The following is a 19,060-nucleotide window of genomic DNA, read 5'->3' on the forward strand; positions in this document are numbered from 1 at the left end:
TCATGGGACGTTACGAAACACTGTTTGCTGAACTTCGCGAAAAACGCGAGGGTGCGTTTGTGCCGTTTTTTATGCTCGGCGATCCCAGCTATGAGGCTTCACTAGAGCTCATCCGGGCGGCGGTGAATGCTGGGGCAGACGCATTGGAGATCGGCATTCCTTTTAGCGACCCGGTGGCCGACGGTCCGGAGATCGAGAAATCTCACCAACGTGCGCTACGCGCGGGTGCCAGCCTGGAAAAGTCGTTTCAGCAATTGCGTCAGATCCGCGAGGAATTCCCGAACACTCCAATCGGATTGCTGGTTTATTGCAATTTGGCGGTAAGCAAGGGAACCGCGCAGTTCTATCACGCGTGCGCCGAGGCTGGAGCAGATTCTATTTTGATCCCGGATGTTCCCACCCGCGAAGGAGCGCCATTCGTGGCTGCCGCAAAGCAGGCTGGGATCTCGCAAATTTTTATCGCTCCGGCGCGCGCGAGCGAGGAAACCTTGCGCGCAGTCAGTGACAATTCCTCGGGTTATATTTACGCGCTGTCCCGGCATGGTGTCACTGGCGCCGATAAGGAAGCCGAGACCGGGGGATTGGATACTGTCGTCGATGCGATTAAGCGTTTCGACGGTGCACCGGTGCTCTTAGGTTTCGGCATTTCGGAGCCTGAGCACGTGCGCGCAGCATTGGCCGCTGGCGCGGACGGTGCGATCACCGGTTCTGCGATTACCCGTATTATTGCTGGCCGGGTGAATTCCACGGAACAGGGTAACGAGTTCACTCTCGCAGAACTTGCCGACGAGGTATCCGGCTACGTCGCGCGCATGAAAGCTGCAACTCGTTAGCAACAGCGCCGTAGCAACAGCGCGGTAGTGCAATTCGGTAGCTGCAACGCATTAAGCGCCAGGACTAAACCAGCCCTGGCGCTTAAATCATTTTCACTGGCAGTTCTCAGTGTGTGTTTCTGACAGTGTGAGTGCGTTTCTGACAGTCTCTGTTTCTGGCAGCGGTTGCCTAAGTCAGATTTTGCTCATCCAGTTTTGCGGCACCAGATGAATCCTGGCCCAGTGCTTTACCCGCGGCAGGAACATCATAGTCGTCCGGCAATCCAACACCTTCTGCTGCCGTGCCGTTCTTCGTCCACTTGTTGATCAACAAGGCAATCGCACCGTCGCCAGTAATATTGGCTGCGGTACCGAACGAGTCAACAACAATATACGCCGCAATCATCAGCGCAAGCATGTCTTCGTCAAAGCCCAGCATGCTTCCCAACAAGCCAAGTGCCGCGTACACCGCACCACCCGGAACGCCAGGAGCGGCCACCATCATGATGCCCAACAACAGCATGAAGCCAAGCGCCAGCCCGAAACTGACATCCATGCCAGACAAGTAGACGATGCCGAAGGTATACAGAATCAGCTTGGTCATCGAACCCGACAGGTGCATGGTGGCTCCGAGTGGAACCACGAATCCCGCGATATTTGGTGCCACACCGTTTTTCAGCACGGACTTGTAGGTCACCGGAATCGTGGCGGCAGAAGAAGAAGTACCCAATGCGGTGAAGTAGGCAGGAAGCATATTCTTCAGCGCGGTCAGTGGGTTCTTTGCCGACAGTGCACCGGCGAGTAGGTACTGCAGGATGACGACCACCCAGGTCATGACGACGGAGAGCACCAGCACGCGGGCAAAGGAATTGATGACATCACCCAGGTTGTCGTTCATCATCAGGTTCAGGAAAATACCGTAGATGAACAGTGGCAATAGGGGAATGACGAAGGCGGTAATCACCTTCATGATGAGCTTCTCGAATTCGCGCACCCCCTTGTACAGCGCGGGTGCGGAAACCGCCGTCATTGCCAGCCCCACGGCGAACGCGAGCAGCAACGCGGTCATGATTTCGAATGGGGGAGCCATCTCGACTTCGAAGTACGGCGTCAATGCGCCTTCCTCAACATCGCTGACATCGAGATCCAGCGATTGCTCGCCCAACAAAGTCGGGTAACCGAAAACCGCCACGGCGTAGGCCAGCAACCCGGCGCCGATGGTGGAAAGATAAGCAATACCGGTGGTGATACCCAACCACTTTCCGGCACCCTTACCCAGTCCGGCGATCGCCGGAGTAATCAATGCGAAAATCAGCACTGGCACAAAGAAACCGAGGAATTGGCTAAACAAGCCGTTAAAGGTGACGAAAACTCGGGCTAGCCATTCCGGGAAGAATAATCCGGTAATAACACCGAGGATGATCGCCACCACGACGCGAAACAGCAGCGAGGAGCCGACTTTACGAACGCTCATAGGAAACTCTTAACTATGGATGGTGGTGTTCAGGACTCATTAAGCATAGCGAAGTATTTTCGTCATTCTCGCAGGCAGGGCTAGACTGGGGGCATGATCGTCGTTCCCATTTTGCTGTTCGCCCTGGCCGCCGTCGTCATCGTTGTGGGAGGGCTGGCCACGTTAAAGAAGTTACCTGGCAACAGCGTTTTTGGTTTACGGGTACATGAAGCACGGAAATCACCAGAAGCATGGATCACCGCGCACGCGGTCGCTGGCCCAGTCTGGCTGGTTGCCGGGGCGAGCCTCACCTTCGGTGCATTGGTCTCGCTGCAGGCCAGCGGTTTCATGTGGGTGATTCCTGCCGTGACGACGGTCGTCGGCATCATCGCACTATCCTACGGAGCTAACCTCGGTGCGCGTACCGCAGTGCTCTATGACCAAAACGTCAGCGCGAAGAAAAATGCCGATACCACCGGTGGGTGTTGTTCTTCCGGTGGCGGGGCCGAAACCCACGACATCGCCGAGGCGCCGAGCGTCGATGTGAATGCGCTCCGCCAAGCCGCTCGACAGGCCGATAACCAATAATCACCCACAATCACAGTGACGAAACCACGAATGCAATAACCTTCAGCATTAACGACACTGTGACGATTAAACGCTGCACCTAATTCCCACCCAATACGCCGCTGACACGCACTGCAAGGAGCGAGCACCATGGCACAGAATTGTTCCCGCCGCCTATTCCTTCTCGGAACCGCCACCACCGTCGCAGGTGCATTCCTGGCCGCATGCGGTGAAGAACCCCCGCTGGAAGTCGCCAAGGCAGAAGTACCAGTGGGATCGGCCATTATTGCCGACGGCTACATCATCGCGCAGCCGGAAGAGGGGAAGTATGTCGCATACTCCCAACAATGCCCACACCAGCGGAATCTAATCACCAAAGTCGAAGGCGATGAAGTACGCTGCACGGCGCATAACTCGGTATTCAAGATCGCCGACGGCTCCGTGGTCTCAGGCCCGGCCCGTGACCCTTTGGAACCAGCGTCCATCGATGACGCGGGCAACGCGCTCAACGTCCACAGTTAAATACACAAAAATAGGGGAGTGTTTCACGTGAAACATCTATATACGCGACTGACGATGACCATCCCTGGTGCGGGAAAAGCGATTCACCTCGCGGATTTGGAAGAAAACGGATCCGGTTGCCTAGTGCACCGCATGATCGCGCTGACACCAGATGAAGTCATCGCTGGGGCAGCGCGCGTCGACAAGCCGGGAACCAGCGCAGAAGAGATGCACCGCGCAGGACAGATCGACGTACCCAAAACCACCGTCCCGCATCCAGATACCTACGGCGATTATCCGGACATCACCACCCAGCATCTCTCTCACGACGCCTTTGCGGCTTGGTGGGTCGAAGTACAGCAGCGGTTCCCAGAACTGGCCTAACAAATTCACGAGCGGGAAAATTAAAACACTACGTTGATACAGCCAACGTAGGCGGCAGTTCCACCGATAATCGACAGTGCCGGTGAGCGGTGCCAAATATGCAGACCGACGGTCGCGGCAATTCCGACGGCAGTAGAGGCCACCACCGCAGTACTGAATGGGCGCTGGAAAATCGTATAAATCACCAGCGCGACCATCACACCCACCGGCATCAACGTAGCCAACGTAGCCACCAGCGGGCTGCCACGCATCACCTTGATAAACGAAAACGGCAATTGGCGCAGCACCACGGTCACGATACCCACGGGAATCAGCACAGCAAGCACCTGAGAAAGGCTGATGCCCTCCGGCAATCCGTAATTATCCATCAGCGACGCACCCGCAATTCCACCCAAGAATCAAACGCTGGCGAAAAATGCCGCAGCAACACGAAACAAAAATAAGCGCACAGGGACACCACCAGCATCTGCGCGTTAACCAAGACCCCGGCAACCACCGCACACAGCCCGGCAGCAAACACCAACGAGAAATCCGGATGCTGGGCAAAAGCCTCCCAACCGAGCACAATAAACAACGACGTCAGGGCGAACTCCATACCCGCAATATTTTCCGGCACCATGGCGCTGGTCAGCGCAGCCAGCGTGCCAGAACCCACCCACGAGGCTTGCAAGGCAATTTGTGTGGTCAGCACCTGCGTGCCGTCGGCACGTGAATCGTGTGGCCGCGCTGCTGAAATCGCATAAGCCTCATCCGTGAGCGCATACGTGGAATATATTTTTCCTGGAACCGACGCAATTTTCTCGCGCGGAAAACTCAAGCCATAGAAAATATGGCGGAAATTCACCATAAAACCGGTGAGTGCAGCAGAAAACGGTCCGACGCCCGCCCCGATCAGCCCAGGGGCGAGAAACTCCATGGACCCGGCATAAATGACGACCGAGAAAATCGGGGCCCACCACCAGGCGAACCCCAACTGCGTGATAAACACGCCGAAAGCCAAACCGAGCGGCACCAAACCAAGAAAAACCGGGGCGGCCTCCTGCAACCCAGCCCGCACGGATTCCCGCCGAGTGTGTGACGCAGGATTCCCCTTGCTGCTAGGTGAGTGAGGCATTTAGGCAACGCCCCACTTTTCCCGCAGCTTCGCGATGGCTTCTTCTTTGCCCAACGGGCCGTGCTCCAAGCGCAATTCCTTCAGGTACGCCCACGCCTTACCGACCTCTGGGCCTGGTTCCAGCCCCAAGATTTCCATGATTTCGTTGCCGTCTAGATCCGGGCGCACGCGAGCTAGGTCTTCTTTTTCCTGAATCTCGTCGATACGCTCCAGCAAATTGTCATAGGCGCGGCCCAACCGACGAGCCTTCTTCTGGTTCCGCGTGGTGCAATCCGCCCGCACCAACTTATGCAAGCGGGGCAGTAGTGCACCAGCATCAGTCACGTAACGACGCACCGCGGAATCAGTCCACTCACCCTCGCTGAAGCCGTGGAAACGCATATGCAAAAACACCAAATTCGCGATGTCTTCAATCACGGCCTTCGGATACTTCAGCTTCCGCAACCGCTTCCGCGTCATTTTCGCGCCGACCACCTCGTGGTGATGGAAACTCACCCCACCGCCCGGCTTTTTCGCGCGCGTGGCTGGCTTGCCGATGTCATGGAGCAACGCCGCCCAACGCAGCACCAGATCCGGCGAATGCTCGTCATCCTCGAGATCAATTGCCTGCTGCAACACGGTCAACGAGTGCTTGTACACATCTTTGTGTTGCAGGTGCTCGTCTGGTTCCATCGCCAGCGCGGGGATCTCCGGCAGAATGTGCTCGGCCAATCCTGTCTCCACCAGCACTTCGATGCCAGCCACCGGGTTGGCCCCCGCCATCAGCTTGTCTAGTTCCACCTGCACGCGCTCGGCAGTAATACGCTTAATCTCACCGGCCATGTCCCGCATCGCCGCGCGCACCCGGTCGGCAATGCGCAGTTCCAACTGGGACACAAACCGCGCAGCACGCAACATGCGCAGCGGATCATCGCGGAAAGAAATCTCCGGGGAATCCGGCGTGTCCAACACCCCAGCGACCATGTCGGCGAAACCACCCACCGGGTCATGGAACCGGCCAGTGATCACGTTCGGGTCGTCGTCGGCAAGAGTTAATTCCACGGCCATGGCATTGACCTTGAAATCGCGGCGGATCAGATCACCATCGAGGGTGTCACCAAACTCCACGACGGGATTACGGGAATCACCATCGTAGGCATCGGAACGAAACGTCGTCAGCTCAATCTGTTCGCCCTTTTTCACAGCAGAAACCGTGCCAAACGCGATGCCGGTGTCCCAGACGGTCTCAGCCCACTCATCCAAGATTGGCTTCACAACCTCCGGGCGGGCATCGGTAGTGAAATCGAGATCATGGCCCAGACGTGACAGCATGGCATCGCGGACCGAACCGCCAACCAAAAACAGCTGATAACCGGCAGCATCAAAACGCTGCACCAATCCTGCTAAGAGCGGGGAAAGCTCGCGGACGGCTTCGGTGGCACGTGCTAACAAAGCAATCTGCTGGGTGTCTGAAGAATTCACCCCCGTTAGTCTACTACGATCATCTGTAATGACTAACGAGGAAAAAAGCCACAAAAGTCGACGCCGACGCCGGCGTCGCCCGGCCGCACAGAAGGGAGGTCACAATCCCGCCGGCGGCAATACTGATGCTGCACAAAACACGGACGAGAACTCCGGGAAAAAACGCGCACAACCTGCGCAGAAACACCACGCACGCAAACAGGGCAAGCAACACTCGTCCAAGCAGCAAAGTTCCAAGCAGCAGTCGTCGAAGCAACACTCGTCGAAGCAGCGAACATCCAAGCAAGCGTCACAACAACACCCCAAACACGCCAACAAGAACGCCCATCCGCGCAGGGGCCACAGTTCCCAGCGTTCTGTCATGGAAACCCGCACGGAAACGTCCGCGGGTGGTTTGGTGCTATCCGGGCTTGCAGAGGCGGTCGCGGAGAACGGCACGGTTGATCTCTCCAGCATTTATGTGGCCTTGATTGGCCGTCTGGACCGGCGGGGCCGTCTGTTGTGGTCCATGCCGAAGGGCCACGTCGAACCGGATGAGGAGCATACGCTGACCGCCGAGCGGGAAGTGTGGGAGGAAACAGGAATCCACGGCGAGGTATTCGAGAACTTAGGTGTGATTGATTACTGGTTCGTCTCCGACGGCGTGCGCATCCACAAAACGGTGCACCATCACCTGTTGCGCTTCGTCGACGGTTGGCTGAACGACGAAGACCCGGAGGTCACGGAGGTGGCGTGGATTCCGGCTTCCGAGCTGATGGAGCGTCTCGCGTATGCCGACGAGCGGAAATTAGCCCGCAGGGCACACGATTTGCTGCCGGAGTTGGCGCGAGCAGAAAAAGAGGCGGGAAGGATCACCCCGCGATGAGCCGGCCTGCTGCTTTCTCGGCGTTGTTGCTGGTAGCTGCTCTGCCTGGTGTCATTGCTGCCCCGGCCGCGATCGCCGCACCCGAGCCAGTGCCGGTCTCACCGGAGAAATCCGAGTTGTGGGGCTTGCCGCATGACCCGCTTGCCGACGACGACGTCAGTTTGTCTTTGTCCTCCCTGGAAGAAATCGCCTCTGGTGCTTCCGCTACCACGCCGGTGGGTGTGGGCGAGCAGCTGCAGGCTCAATTCCGGATTGATAATCGCTCGGCATCGGAGCTCAGCGACGTCCAGGTGACAGTGCGCCGGGCTGATGCTGTGAATTCTGCAGACGAGGCGCAGGCTGCCCTGGCGCACAGTGATTTCCCGTATTGGGGCAATGCTGTGAATCTGGCTTCGGTGGCGCCGAATAGTTCCACTAGCGCGTCGATGGATATTTCTACGGCGTTGGCGGATTCGCCGTCGTTAAGCATCACGCAACCGGGCGCGTATCCGGTATTGTTCACGCTCACCGGCTTTCAGGATGGGGACCCGGTGCATTTAGCCAGCGAGAGACTGGTGTTGCGTGTGGAAGGGCCGGCTGACGAGGGGTTCGCAGCGAACGATTTCACGGCGGACGATTTCACGGCAGACGACTTCACGGTGGAAGACACCGTGGCTAACAACAGCGCTGAAAATACCGCAGAAAACTCCGAGCGCGGGTTTTCTGTCATCGTCCCGGTCTCCGCCCAGATCGACCCGGTGCCGGGCGCCACGGGTGATGATCCGCTGATCGTGCGCTCGGAGGATTTCACCACACAGATTTCCGCCGGTGGGCGTTTATATGAACTCGTCGAGGCATACCGCAACCATGATCTCGATGGCGCAGCGTGCATGGCACTCGACCCTGCGGTGGTGAACATGGCCGCACGGATGACCGAGGGTTATTACGTCAATGAACAGCGCCCGGAGATTAATAATGAGCCGGTGCGCCTGCGGGATTCGTGGGGTGCGGACCGTGAGCCGGATCTTGGCGACGAGGGCAGGGGAGCAGACGCCGCCCGCGAGTGGCTGGATATGATCCGCGACGTCGATTGCGTCCTGGCTATGCCGTGGGCGAACACGGACCTCAACGCGGTGCAGGGAACCCACGACGGGTGGATGTTGCATGAAGCCACCGACCGCGGGCCCGAATTACTGCAGCGAGTGCTGGGACTGGAGTCTCGGCCTGTGCTGCTACCGGGAAATGGCTATGTTTCACGGGAAACATCCTATGCCCTAGGAAACCTTCCCGAGGGTGCGCATGCTTTGCTTGCCGACGACGCCGTGCCGAGCGCCGCCGCTGCCATCGCCGACACGGAAACCAACCTCCGCGCCTCCACCTACGACGGCGCGCTCGCCGCAATACTCAGCGACACCGGCGCCAGCCCAGTCACCGCGCCCTACACGCCGGTGGAATACCGCACCGGCACAGCTCAAGCTTCCGAGCATGCCCGGGACATCACGGCAGCCAGCATGCTGCGCACTGCCGCACAACCTGCCCCTGATGCAGCCACCACCATCGCGCTGCTGCCCGCACTGGTAGAAGCGCCCGTGGCCGAAACTCTATTGTCCGCGGCAGCCGACGTACTCGCCGAACCCGGCGTAATCCCACGACCCTTAGATGCCGCCGTCGGTGACAACTACGTCGAGCAGGCGCGCGCGCACGAAGCAGCTGCAACAGTCGCGGAAACCTCCGGCACAGCGTCGGGAAGCCCGTACCCGGACCCCAGCGTGTTTACCGACCTCGAGATCACCCAGGTACGCCAGCAGGTGCGCTATATCAACGAGTTGATGTCGATCATGAGAAACGACTCCGACATCGCATTGACGCGCTACGAATACACCCTGGCACTGCGCCGGGATATGCTGGTAGCTCTCTCACACCACCAGCGCAATACCCTAGACGGCTACGATGCCGCCGTCGCAGCCACCGCCACGCGCATCAACGCCAACCGCGCGGTATTAAAAGAACTCCGCGAGTCCGTGTCGCTAGCACCACCGGGCAACGTGTACACCCGCGTCTCGGATTCTTCACCGCTGCTCGTCGTCGCCAAGAATCAGCTCCCGTTGCCAGTAACTACACAGATGGCATTCGATTCTCCAGAAGGAACACGCCTCAACACGCCGGAGCAGGTTAGCATTCCCGCTCGCGGCTCGATTACCGTATCAATGACGGCTGATATTCCCGCAGATCACGGAAGAACTGATATCCGGCTATGGCTTGCCACGCCAACCGGCTCCGGAATTTCACAACCAGTAGAAATCACGGTGAATACCAGGAGCGATTCGGTGATCTTATACAGCGTCGCAGCGGGGCTAACCCTAGTGTTGGCCACCGCAGTGGCGTTGCGGGTACGGCGTCGCAGAAGGAATTAGCATAAACAGATTGGTGTGTCGTTGACAGAAACTGAAACTGGTTCGGTTCGATCTACTCGCGGGCGCATCGTCGAACCAACCCCGCCGGCACCAGTTCCGAAAAAACGCCCGCAACCCGTCGCGGTAGCAGAAACAGAAGATAAATCCGATCTGCGTGGCGGCCGCACCGACGAGAAGGCCAGCGATGCCGATGTCGTGCGCGCAACAAGCTCAATGGCGATCGCCACGCTGATTTCCCGCATCACGGGCTTTCTGCGCAACGTCTTAATCACCGCCACCCTGGGTGCCGCGGTGGCTTCGGCGTTCAATACGGCGAACACGCTGCCCAACCTGATTACCGAGATCGTCCTCGGTGCGGTGCTGACTTCGCTGGTGGTGCCGGTGCTGGTGCGCGCGGAGAAGGAAGATCCCGATAGGGGAGAGGCCTTCGTCCGGCGATTATTCACCCTGGCAATCACCGTCCTCGGCGCGATCACGCTGTTATCACTGCTGACAGCCCCGTGGATTACCAGGCTGATGCTGCCCGAATCTGGGCAGGTCAATGAGGTCCAGGCGACGTCGTTCGCATTCTTGCTGCTCCCGCAGATCGTGTTTTATGGGCTCTTTGCCCTGTTCCAAGCGGTGTTGAACACCAAGGGCATTTTCGCGCCCGGGGCGTGGGCGCCGGTGGCGAACAACATCATCTCCATCGGCGTGCTGTTGTTGTACTGGACGGTTCCGGGCTCACTGAACCCGGCTGCACCGTCACCAATCACCGATATCCACGTCGTGTTGTTGGGCCTGGGTACCACCGCCGGTGTCGTCATCCAGTGCCTGATCTTGGTGCCGTATTTGCGGCGGGCGAAGGTAAACCTGAAGCCGCTGTGGGGCGTAGATGCACGCTTGAAGCAATTCGGTGGCATGGCCGCCGCGATTATCGTTTATGTGGCAATTTCCCAGTTGGGCTATGTCATTACTACCCGCATCGGTGCGCTTGCCGACGCCCAAGCACCGATCATTTACCAGCAGGCGTGGCTGTTGATTCAGGTGCCGTATGGCGTCATCGGTGTCACCCTGCTGACGGCAATTATGCCGCGCTTGTCGCGCAACGCTGCTGACGGCGACGATAAAGGCGTAGTGCGTGACCTGACGGTGGCTACCAAGCTGACGTTTATCGCGCTGATTCCCATCGTCGTATTCTTTACTGCCTTTGGTACCCCGATCGCGCAAGGTTTGTTCCAATACGGCCTGTTCGGGGAAGAAAGCGCGGTGTTGCTGGGGTGGACGCTGAGTTTTTCTGCTTTCACGCTGATCCCCTACGCATTGGTACTGCTGCACCTACGCGTGTTTTATGCGCGAGAAGAAGCCTGGACGCCGACGTTTATCATCGCCGGTATTACGGCGACGAAAATTGCCCTGTCCTTGTTGGCTCCCGTTATTGCCGCCCGCCCAGAAACCGTGGTCATCCTCTTGGGTGCAGCCAATGGTTTCGGCTTCATCACCGGTGCCATCATCGGTGTCTTCCTGTTGCGCCGGAAGCTCGGTTCCCTGCGTGCTCGCGAGGTGCTTGGTGCCTCCGGCTGGTCGCTGGGTGCTGGTGTGGCGGGCCTAGCGGGTGCCTACGCGGTGTTGTTCCTGCTGCGTTTCCTGCCGGATTCTTGGGGTCTGGCGATTGTCGATCTGGCTCCGGATGTGCTGCAGTCGGCACTACGGTCTGCGGCCACACTGATCTCGACCATGATCGCCGGAGTGGTGTTTTTAACCATCACCGGTATCGTGCTGTCCTTTTCCGGAATCCCGGAAATCCAGTCGTTGGGCCGGGTGGTTCGTCGTTTGCCGGGCCTGTCGAAGTTCATCAAGGTCAGCGATTCCGACGACGATGTCACGGGCGGCGAGATCGACCTGCAAGACATTTCCTCCCGCTTTTTGGCACAGGACACTTTCAACTCCAGCCCTGTGCCACCACCGATGTCGGCCGGTGTCGTCCGGGGCGCTCGCCTCACCCCGGGTGCACCGGTTTCCGATGGGCGTTTCCGATTGCTGCGCGATCACGGCAGCGTCGCCGGCGCACAGTTCTGGCAGGCAAAAGAAAATGCCACCGGAAAAGAAGTCGCGCTGACGTTTGTTACCACCACCGGTAACGCACCGATGGCGGCGATGTCCCCGGCGGAATCCGCTCGCGCAGCAGCAGAAGTCTCGCGTCGCACGCGTCGTCTAGCGCAGTTGAACCTGCCGGGCATCGCACCGAATATCCGGGTGTTGTCCTACCGCTCCGGTTGTTTGGTGGTAGCGGACTGGATCCCGGGTAGTGATCTGAAGACGGTAGCCGAATCCGATGGATTGGACCCGGCTGCCGTTGCCGAAGCGTTGGCCCCGTTTGCCGATACCATCGCCACTGCACACGAAAATGGCCAGACCGTCGGTTTGGACAACCGCAACCGGGTGCGCATTTCCACCCAGGGCACCGCGATGTTGGCGTTCCCAGCGGTTCTCGACGACAACACGATCGAGCGGGATCGTTCCTCGCTGAATTCTGCGATTTCCCAATTGGTGGAATCGACCTCGCCGACACCGGAAGAATTGTCGACGATTACCGAGCCGCGCAAAACCGCACACCCGGAACAGCAGGATTCCCAAACTGAACGCGATACGCAAGCTGAGCAGGATTCCCAAGCTGAACGGGGTGCCCGGGCAGAGCAATCCGGACAATCTGCACAATCGAATCAATCTGCAGAGTCGAATCAGCCGGCGCAGGTTCACACGCCGAGTGTCACCAGTGGCACCGCAGCCGCGCAAGCAGCAGCCCAGGCCGCAGAGCCACTGGACCCAACCCCTCGCGAAATCGCTGATCGATTGCAGCGATTCATCCGCAATGAGGAGGAAGAAGATCCAGGTGCCGTCGAGGCTTTGCCGGTCAAAGACGAAGCCACCCCCGATGTGGAAGAGCGCGCTGGTTTCGGTGCCCGTGGCTATTCCAGTGGTGGTGCAATCGTGATTGCCACGTTCGCCTTCTTGCTGATCATCGCCGTGGCCGCCCTGGCTGCCTATGTCTTCTCGCTGTTTAATACGAATGAGGACACCAGCCCGGTCTCATCGGATGCGATTCATGCCACCAACACCCCGTCGGCCCCGGTGATTGAACTACCGGTGGTCCAGATTCTGCACGACGCACGCTCGTTCCCAGATGGGCCGCAGGCTCCAGAGGTCATTGACGGTGATCCGCAGACGGTGTGGGAATCGCACCAACCTGATCCAGCGTTGTTGGTTACCACCCAGGATCCGGTGATCTTGAAAGATCTGGTGATCCGTTCCGAAACCGCAGGCGGCAAGTTCTCGGTTTTCGCCGTCAATGACATCACTGGCGACGACGGCACTACCAGCGTGACGCCGGTGGATCCTGCCAGCGTCGACCGCGATTCTCTGCCGCGCATTGCCACCGGCACGTTGATGGAGGGGCGCAATAATGTTTCGCTGAATGGCCGCAACGACTTTTCTGGCGGTGTGCTCATCCAATTCAGCGGCGTGGAAGGCGAGCTGCGGGTGCGCGATGTTCTGGTGACCGGCCTCAATAGTGTTGACGATGTGCAGGTGCGCCCCTAGTGCTTAGGCCATAGCCCACACTCCACAGCCTCACCGATCAAAGCTCCACCGATAAAAGCCTCTGTAGCAGAAAACTTCAGCGCCGTCCGGTCTTTGTTGCACAGTATTCTGTGCAATTCCGGGCGGCGCTGTTGTCGTGTCTGCGGTGTAATGGGGAACACAAGGGGGACAAACCTGCAAGGCCACAACGATCGGGGGATCATGGCGGAGACCACGCACGCCAGCAACGGAAAGCAGAGCGACAACAAACACCACACAGACCACAGCGTCCATACCGACGACACAGCAGTCCACGAGATTTCGGATCAGCAGCTTGTCGACGATTTCTGTAGCGGCGACGCCAGTGCATTTAGCGCGATTTTCACCAAGCACCGGCGACGGCTGCGTGGAGTGGCGCGTCGCTATGCGGGTAATGATCACGATATTGATGACATCGTGCAGGATGCGATGCTGAAGGCCAGCACAAAATTGGATACCTACCGCGCAGAATCCGCGCTGACAACCTGGCTGCACCGGCTGGTGATGAATGCCGGCTATGACCATCTGAATCACAAACACCGCAGGGAAACCCCCACGATCGACGCGGACGTCGTGCCGCATGACCGCAATCCGGCGCTGGCGTATGATCCAGCCGGGAGCGTGGATGCGCGGATCTATCTCAACGACGCCCTCGAGCAGCTCAGTCCGGAGCAACGCGAGGCATTAACACTGACAGATATTGCCGGTTACAGCATCTTCGAGGTGGCCAAGCACCAAGGGGTAGCGCCGGGGACTGTGAAGTCGCGGCGTTGGCGGGCGCGTCAGGCGGTTCGCGAAGCCGTGGAAAACGCGCAAGCTAGCTCATAATTCCTCCGGTTAGTTGCCACGACAACCAATGAGGCCAAGGACACACCGTCGACAAGCGTGTGCACCCGGTTCAACACCAAGCTGTGCCCGTGAATGCGCGTAGAATATCGGACACACATGCACAGCAACGGAGGAAAATAATGATCGTTCACGATGTCGCCATCATTGGTTCTGGCCCCGCAGGTTACACAGCTGCGCTTTATGCCGCCCGCGCTGAACTCAAACCCATTGTTTTTGAAGGTTATGAGTACGGCGGCGAGTTGATGAACACCACCGAGGTGGAAAACTTCCCTGGTTTCCAGAAGGGCATCATGGGCCCTGAGCTGATGGAAGAAATGCGTGCCCAGGCGCAACGGTTCGGCGCGGATCTGCGCATGGAGTTAGTAGACCGCGTTGAACTCGACGGTGAGATCAAAAAGATCATCGTGGGTGATGAAGAATTTGCCGCCCGCAGTGTGATCTTGGCGACGGGATCGGCACCGCGCCACCTCGGCGTCGAAGGCGAGAAGGCACTAACCGGTCGTGGAGTGTCCACCTGCGCTACCTGCGATGGCTTTTTCTTCCGGGATCACGATATCGCGGTCGTCGGTGGTGGCGATTCCGCAATGGAGGAAGCTACTTTCCTCACCAAATTCGCCCGTTCGGTGACGATCATTCACCGTCGCGAAGGCTTTTCTGCCTCGCCGATCATGCTGGAGCGCGCCAAGGACAATGAGAAGATTTCTTGGGAGCTCAACAAGACCGTGGACGCTATTCACGAATCTGCTGGCAAGGTCTCTGGTTTAACTTTGCGCGATACTCAGACCGGCGAAACCAGCCAGCTGGATGTCACGGCATTGTTTGTCGCCATTGGTTCCGATCCACGCACAGACCTGGTAAAAGGCCAGGTTGATCTTGAAGAATCCGGCTACGTCAAGGTTAATCACCCTCACACGCACACCAATATTGCAGGCGTGTTTGCGTGCGGTGACTTGGTCGATGATCACTATCAGCAGGCAATTACCGCCGCTGGTTCTGGTTGCCGCGCAGCCATCGATGCTGGCGAATACCTGGCTGCTCAATAAGATTTTTCGCAATGTTGGGCTAATCGCCGCGGCGCGCGTTTTCGCGCGCTGTGGCAGTACTCAGTTGTGACTACACTAGAGTGCGCAGTAATTCTTTATAGAAAGTCACGAGGTGACAAACCACATGAGCAACACAATTGATATCACGTCCCAGACGTTTAAGTCTGAAGTTGTGGAATCTGACGTCCCAGTCATCGTTGATTTCTGGGCGCAATGGTGTGGGCCGTGCAAGAAATTGGGCCCAGTTCTGGAAGAACTCGCCGAGGAGTACGACGGCAAGATCAAGGTAGCCAAAGTCGATGTTGATGCAGAACGCACCCTGGCTGCAATGTTCCAGGTGATGTCGATTCCTTCGGTGATGATCTATTCGGGCGGTTCCAAGGTGGATGAGTTCACTGGCAATCTGCCGAAAAAGCAGATCGTCAGCAAGATCGATGCAGTTCTGTAAACCCGGCAGCACCGTAGGTAACACAGTCTGTATCTGATGCGATTTCAGCAACGAACTATGAACATCACATCCATGGCGATCACGCTGCACGAGGGAGCGTTGTGACGGAAGTATTGAAGGTCGGCGATTCGTCCGCTCGCGTAGCCGAAGCACGCGCCACCCTAGCCAGGCTGGGCATGCTTGCCCATTTCGATGGTGACGTGGCCGACTGGAAAACCCAGAAATTCAGCGAGGAAGACAAGTACTTCACTGCCGAATTAGCCCACGCGCTGAAGGCATTTCAGCAGTCACGTGGGATCATCCCCTCGGGCACGATCGACGAGATCACTCTCCGGGAGTTGCGCCATGCCTCGTACACCTTGGGTGCACGCGTGTTGTCCTTCCAACCCGGACAGGAATTGTTTGGCGACGACGTCGCCCAGCTGCAACGCCAGTTGCAGGAACTAGGTTTTTACAGCCACAACCTCGACGGTCACTTTGGGCCCAATACCCACGAAGCGTTGAGTAATTACCAGCTCAACTCTGGCTTGCAGGACGACGGCATCTGCGGGCCCAACACGGTCCATTCATTGTCGCTGTTGGGGCGCCGCATTTCGACGGGCGGTTCCACCCAAGCTATCCGGGAACGCGAATGGGTCCGCCGTGCGGGACCGAAACTCGCGGATAAGCGGGTGGTCATTAACCCTGCCCTGGGCGGGGCACACAAGGGTGCTACGGTGCGTGGGCGTTTTGGTGAAATCACTGAGGAAGAAATCCTGTGGGATCTTTCCTCCCGCATCGAAGGGCGCATGATTGCTGCTGGTGTGGAAACGATTATTTCGCGTCCGCGCATGGATGATCCCAGCGAGCGGGAACGTGCCGATATCGCGAATGCTTTTGGTGCGGACCTCGTGATTAGTCTGCACTGCGATCACTACCAGAACGAGAAGGCGCATGGCGCTGCGACGTTTTATTTCGGTTCAAATTATGGTTCGTCGTCGTTGATCGGCGAGAAGCTTTCTGGTTTTGTGCAGCGGGAAATCGTTGCTCGTACTGATCTGCAGGATTGTCGCAATCACGCACGTACCTGGGAAGTACTGCGTTTGCCGCAGATGCCAACTATTGACGTGGTGTTGGGGTATTTGACGAACCCGCAGGACGTCAACATCTTGACCCAGCCACAACACCGCGACGCCATCGCCGAAGCCATCGTGGTTGGGGTCAAGCGCCTGTACCTGTTGGATCAGGATGATATGCAGACAGGCACGTATGATTTCGCGGAGTTACTGCGCGCAGAACAGTCCTAGTGCTCTGGTCTTTAACCAAGCACCGCACATCGGCAACACCCAACACCTACGCAGGCCACTAGGCCCACGACCCTAGGCACAGGAGAACCTTAAGATTCTTCGGTGCCGTGCGTTCCGTGCGCACCTTCGATCAGTTCCATGATGCGCTGGAAATCTTCTTGGTCGCCGAATTCCACCACCATTTTGCCTTTGCGCTTACCCATGGACACTGTCACTTTGGTGTCCCACTTGTCGGCGAGGCGCTCGGCGGTGTTCGTGAAGAATTCCGGCTGTGGCGCCGGTGCATTTTTCTTCTTCGCCGCAGGCTTTTGTCCCTTATTCAGCAATACGACGGCTTCTTCCGTGCCACGCACGGACAAGCCTTCCGCAACAATGCGTTCGGCAAGCTGCGACATGTGTTCTTTTTCCTGCAAGCCCAACAACGCGCGGGCATGCCCGGACGAGAGCACTCCGGCATCCACTCGGCGTTGCACATCAACTGGCAGGCGCAGCAGGCGCAGCGTATTGGTGATTACCGGACGCGAACGTCCTAGGCGGTCAGCCAGCTGTTCTTGCGTCACTCCGAATTCTTCCAGCAACTGCTGGTAGGCATGTGCTTCTTCCAGCGGGTTGAGCTGCACGCGGTGGATATTTTCCAGCAGCGCATCGCGTAGCAGGGCATCGTCAGTGGTTTGGCGGACAATCGCGGGGATCGTCGACAAGCCCGCCTGGGATGCAGCGCGCCAGCGGCGTTCACCCATGATGAGTTCGAAGCCATCTTCCGACGGGCGCACCACGATGGGCTGCAGCAGCCCGAATTCTTTGATCGAATGCACCAGCTCAGCCAGGTCGTCGGCATCGAATACCGTGCGGGGCTGTTTCGGGTTCGGGCTGATCTGGCCGACGGGCACTTCGCGGTAGGTAGCGCCGAATTGCGGGCCCAGGCTTCCTCCACGCGAACGAGCAGCGCTGGACGACGACGAAGCGATCGTAGGGGCACCGGGAACCGTCGATTTTCCGGATGTTTTTTTGCCCTCTGCGCCTTTGCCTGCGCCTTTGTCGGTTCCTTTACTTGCGCCTTTGTCGGCACCGTTATCAGCGCGATCTTCGGTGTCGGTTTCCGCGCCCTGGACGGCTTTGCGGGAGCCGTTCTTGCCATTCTTCCCGGCAGCAGCGCCGCGGTCACCAAGCGCAGAACCTAAGATCACATCCGCTGCTGAATTACCCAGGCGCGGACGTGCAGATTGGTCTTCATCCTGAGCAGAAGGAATCAGTGCAGCTAGGCCCCGGCCCAAGCCACCTTGTTTGTGGTTCGGTTTTTTCTCCGCCATGAAAACTCCTACTCCTTATGCTTCATCCGCTGGATTGTCTGCTGAGTTGCTTGCTACGGCATCGTTATCTGCGGCATTATCGACTGCCGCAACGTTGTCAGCTGCATCATCGCCAGCTTGCTGCGAGAGTTGCTCGTAGATTTCCGGGCTCACCCCAATCGGCCCGGTAGAGCTGTGGGGTACGTAGTCGCCGCGCTCATCCAATTCTTTGGCCGCCGCCCCATAAGCGTAGGCACCGTGTGAGCTTGGCGAATAATCAATGACCGTCTGCCCGTAGCCTGGTGCCTCTGAAACGCGCACAGAGCGTGGAATGACGTTGCCCAGAACCACGGCACCAAACTGCCCGCGAACTTCGTCAACGACTTGCTCTGCAAGCTTGGTGCGCCCGTCGTACATCGTCAGCAGCACACCAGAGATATGCAGGTCCGCGTTGAGGTGCTCGCGGATCATGGTGATGTTGTTCAGCAGCTGGCCCACACCTTCCAGCGCGTAGTACTCGCACTGGATCGGGATGATGACTTCTTGCACCGCAGTCATCGCGTTGATCGTCAACAGCCCGAGCGAAGGCGGGCAATCGATAAACACGTAATCGAACCCGTATTCGTCTAAAAATCCATTCTTGAGAGCGTCGGAAAGCCGGTATTCGCGCCGCACCAAGCTCACCAATTCGATCTCCGCGCCCGCCAGGTCAATGGTGGCTGGGATGCACCACAGGTTGTCACGGTTGGGGGATTGCTGCACGGCTTGTTTCGCGGTGGCGTTCCCGAGCAGCACCTCGTAACTCGAGTTTGTTCCCGTGCGGTGCTCCACACCCAGCGCTGTTGAGGCGTTGCCCTGTGGGTCGAGGTCGATGACCAGAACGGTGTGGCCTTGGTGGGCCAGGGCAGCGGCTAGGTTCACGGCGCTGGTGGTTTTGCCAACGCCGCCTTTCTGATTGGCGATCGTGATCAAGCGGGGCTGCTGTGTCATGCCAATGA

The 19,060-nt window shown here is 58.3% G+C and carries 17 protein-coding genes; 11 read left to right on the forward strand and 6 right to left on the reverse strand.

Features of this window, described 5'->3' with window-relative positions; all coding sequences use genetic code 11:
• Positions 1 to 2 precede the first annotated feature (2 nt).
• A complete protein-coding gene (gene trpA / locus B142_RS0106040; RefSeq protein WP_018120650.1) occupies positions 3 to 833 on the forward strand; it encodes a tryptophan synthase subunit alpha in 831 nt (276 codons plus the stop codon).
• A gap of 169 nt (positions 834 to 1,002) precedes the next feature.
• Here trpA and B142_RS0106045 read toward each other — a convergent pair whose 3' ends face one another.
• On the reverse strand, positions 1,003 to 2,286 hold the full coding sequence (locus B142_RS0106045) for a dicarboxylate/amino acid:cation symporter (protein WP_018120651.1): 1,284 nt from the start codon (positions 2,284 to 2,286) through the stop codon (positions 1,003 to 1,005).
• A gap of 93 nt (positions 2,287 to 2,379) precedes the next feature.
• On the opposite strand from B142_RS0106045, the gene B142_RS0106050 reads away from it, so the two are divergent.
• The 3 genes from B142_RS0106050 to B142_RS0106060 all read left to right on the forward strand — a co-directional run bounded on the left by B142_RS0106050 (position 2,380) and on the right by B142_RS0106060 (position 3,717).
• The gene (locus B142_RS0106050) at positions 2,380 to 2,853 is read left to right on the forward strand and encodes an SdpI family protein (protein ID WP_018120652.1); all 474 of its coding nucleotides are present in this window, start codon (positions 2,380 to 2,382) and stop codon (positions 2,851 to 2,853) included.
• A 129-nt stretch (positions 2,854 to 2,982) separates the two neighbouring features.
• Positions 2,983 to 3,354 (forward strand): Rieske (2Fe-2S) protein, encoded by a 372-nt coding sequence (locus B142_RS0106055; protein WP_018120653.1) that lies wholly within the window; start codon positions 2,983 to 2,985, stop codon positions 3,352 to 3,354.
• Positions 3,355 to 3,381: 27 nt separating this feature from the next.
• Entirely contained in the window at positions 3,382 to 3,717 is a 336-nt protein-coding gene (locus tag B142_RS0106060) for a hypothetical protein (protein ID WP_236658145.1), read from the forward strand.
• Positions 3,718 to 3,737: 20 nt separating this feature from the next.
• Here the strand turns inward: B142_RS0106060 and B142_RS0106065 are convergent, their stop codons facing one another.
• Genes B142_RS0106065 through B142_RS0106075 form a run of 3 tightly spaced genes read right to left on the reverse strand, consistent with a single transcriptional unit; the run spans position 3,738 to position 6,322 of the window.
• On the reverse strand, positions 3,738 to 4,085 hold the full coding sequence (locus B142_RS0106065; protein WP_018120655.1) for a branched-chain amino acid transporter permease: 348 nt from the start codon (positions 4,083 to 4,085) through the stop codon (positions 3,738 to 3,740).
• On the reverse strand, positions 4,085 to 4,831 hold the full coding sequence (locus B142_RS0106070) for an AzlC family ABC transporter permease (protein ID WP_039733878.1): 747 nt from the start codon (positions 4,829 to 4,831) through the stop codon (positions 4,085 to 4,087). Before B142_RS0106070 ends, B142_RS0106065 begins: the two co-directional genes overlap by 1 nt.
• Positions 4,832 to 6,322: a CCA tRNA nucleotidyltransferase gene (locus B142_RS0106075; RefSeq protein WP_375544308.1), complete on the reverse strand. Its 1,491-nt coding sequence runs from the start codon at positions 6,320 to 6,322 to the stop codon at positions 4,832 to 4,834.
• On the opposite strand from B142_RS0106075, the gene B142_RS0106080 reads away from it, so the two are divergent.
• From B142_RS0106080 to B142_RS0106110, 7 genes are all read left to right on the forward strand, one after another.
• Positions 6,321 to 7,157, forward strand: coding sequence for an NUDIX hydrolase (locus B142_RS0106080; protein WP_018120658.1), 837 nt, complete (start codon positions 6,321 to 6,323; stop codon positions 7,155 to 7,157). The genes B142_RS0106075 and B142_RS0106080 overlap by 2 nt on opposite strands.
• The gene (locus tag B142_RS12075; RefSeq protein WP_018120659.1) at positions 7,154 to 9,550 is read left to right on the forward strand and encodes a hypothetical protein; all 2,397 of its coding nucleotides are present in this window, start codon (positions 7,154 to 7,156) and stop codon (positions 9,548 to 9,550) included. The genes B142_RS0106080 and B142_RS12075 overlap by 4 nt, the downstream gene beginning before the upstream one ends.
• A gap of 15 nt (positions 9,551 to 9,565) precedes the next feature.
• The gene (locus B142_RS0106090; RefSeq protein ID WP_018120660.1) at positions 9,566 to 13,129 is read left to right on the forward strand and encodes a murein biosynthesis integral membrane protein MurJ; all 3,564 of its coding nucleotides are present in this window, start codon (positions 9,566 to 9,568) and stop codon (positions 13,127 to 13,129) included.
• 150 nt (positions 13,130 to 13,279) lie between these two features.
• The gene (locus tag B142_RS0106095) at positions 13,280 to 13,975 is read left to right on the forward strand and encodes an RNA polymerase sigma factor (RefSeq protein ID WP_236658146.1); all 696 of its coding nucleotides are present in this window, start codon (positions 13,280 to 13,282) and stop codon (positions 13,973 to 13,975) included.
• Between the two features lie 140 nt (positions 13,976 to 14,115).
• Complete coding sequence (gene trxB / locus B142_RS0106100) at positions 14,116 to 15,039, forward strand: thioredoxin-disulfide reductase (protein WP_018120662.1); 924 nt, start codon at positions 14,116 to 14,118, stop codon at positions 15,037 to 15,039.
• A gap of 124 nt (positions 15,040 to 15,163) precedes the next feature.
• On the forward strand, positions 15,164 to 15,487 hold the full coding sequence (trxA, locus tag B142_RS0106105) for a thioredoxin (RefSeq protein ID WP_018120663.1): 324 nt from the start codon (positions 15,164 to 15,166) through the stop codon (positions 15,485 to 15,487).
• Positions 15,488 to 15,588: 101 nt separating this feature from the next.
• Positions 15,589 to 16,773 carry an N-acetylmuramoyl-L-alanine amidase gene (locus tag B142_RS0106110; RefSeq protein ID WP_026167893.1) on the forward strand — a complete coding sequence of 395 codons (1,185 nt, stop codon included), beginning with the start codon at positions 15,589 to 15,591 and terminating at the stop codon, positions 16,771 to 16,773.
• An 89-nt stretch (positions 16,774 to 16,862) separates the two neighbouring features.
• Here B142_RS0106110 and B142_RS0106115 read toward each other — a convergent pair whose 3' ends face one another.
• Together B142_RS0106115 and B142_RS0106120 are read right to left on the reverse strand one after the other, a co-directional pair.
• The gene (locus B142_RS0106115; RefSeq protein ID WP_018120665.1) at positions 16,863 to 18,083 is read right to left on the reverse strand and encodes a ParB/RepB/Spo0J family partition protein; all 1,221 of its coding nucleotides are present in this window, start codon (positions 18,081 to 18,083) and stop codon (positions 16,863 to 16,865) included.
• A gap of 15 nt (positions 18,084 to 18,098) precedes the next feature.
• Positions 18,099 to 19,052 carry a ParA family protein gene (locus B142_RS0106120; protein WP_018120666.1) on the reverse strand — a complete coding sequence of 318 codons (954 nt, stop codon included), beginning with the start codon at positions 19,050 to 19,052 and terminating at the stop codon, positions 18,099 to 18,101.
• Positions 19,053 to 19,060: the final 8 nt, after the last annotated feature.

Origin of the sequence: Corynebacterium propinquum DSM 44285, from assembly GCF_000375525.1 — a bacterium.
GTDB classification, from domain to species: Bacteria; Actinomycetota; Actinomycetes; order Mycobacteriales; family Mycobacteriaceae; genus Corynebacterium; species Corynebacterium propinquum.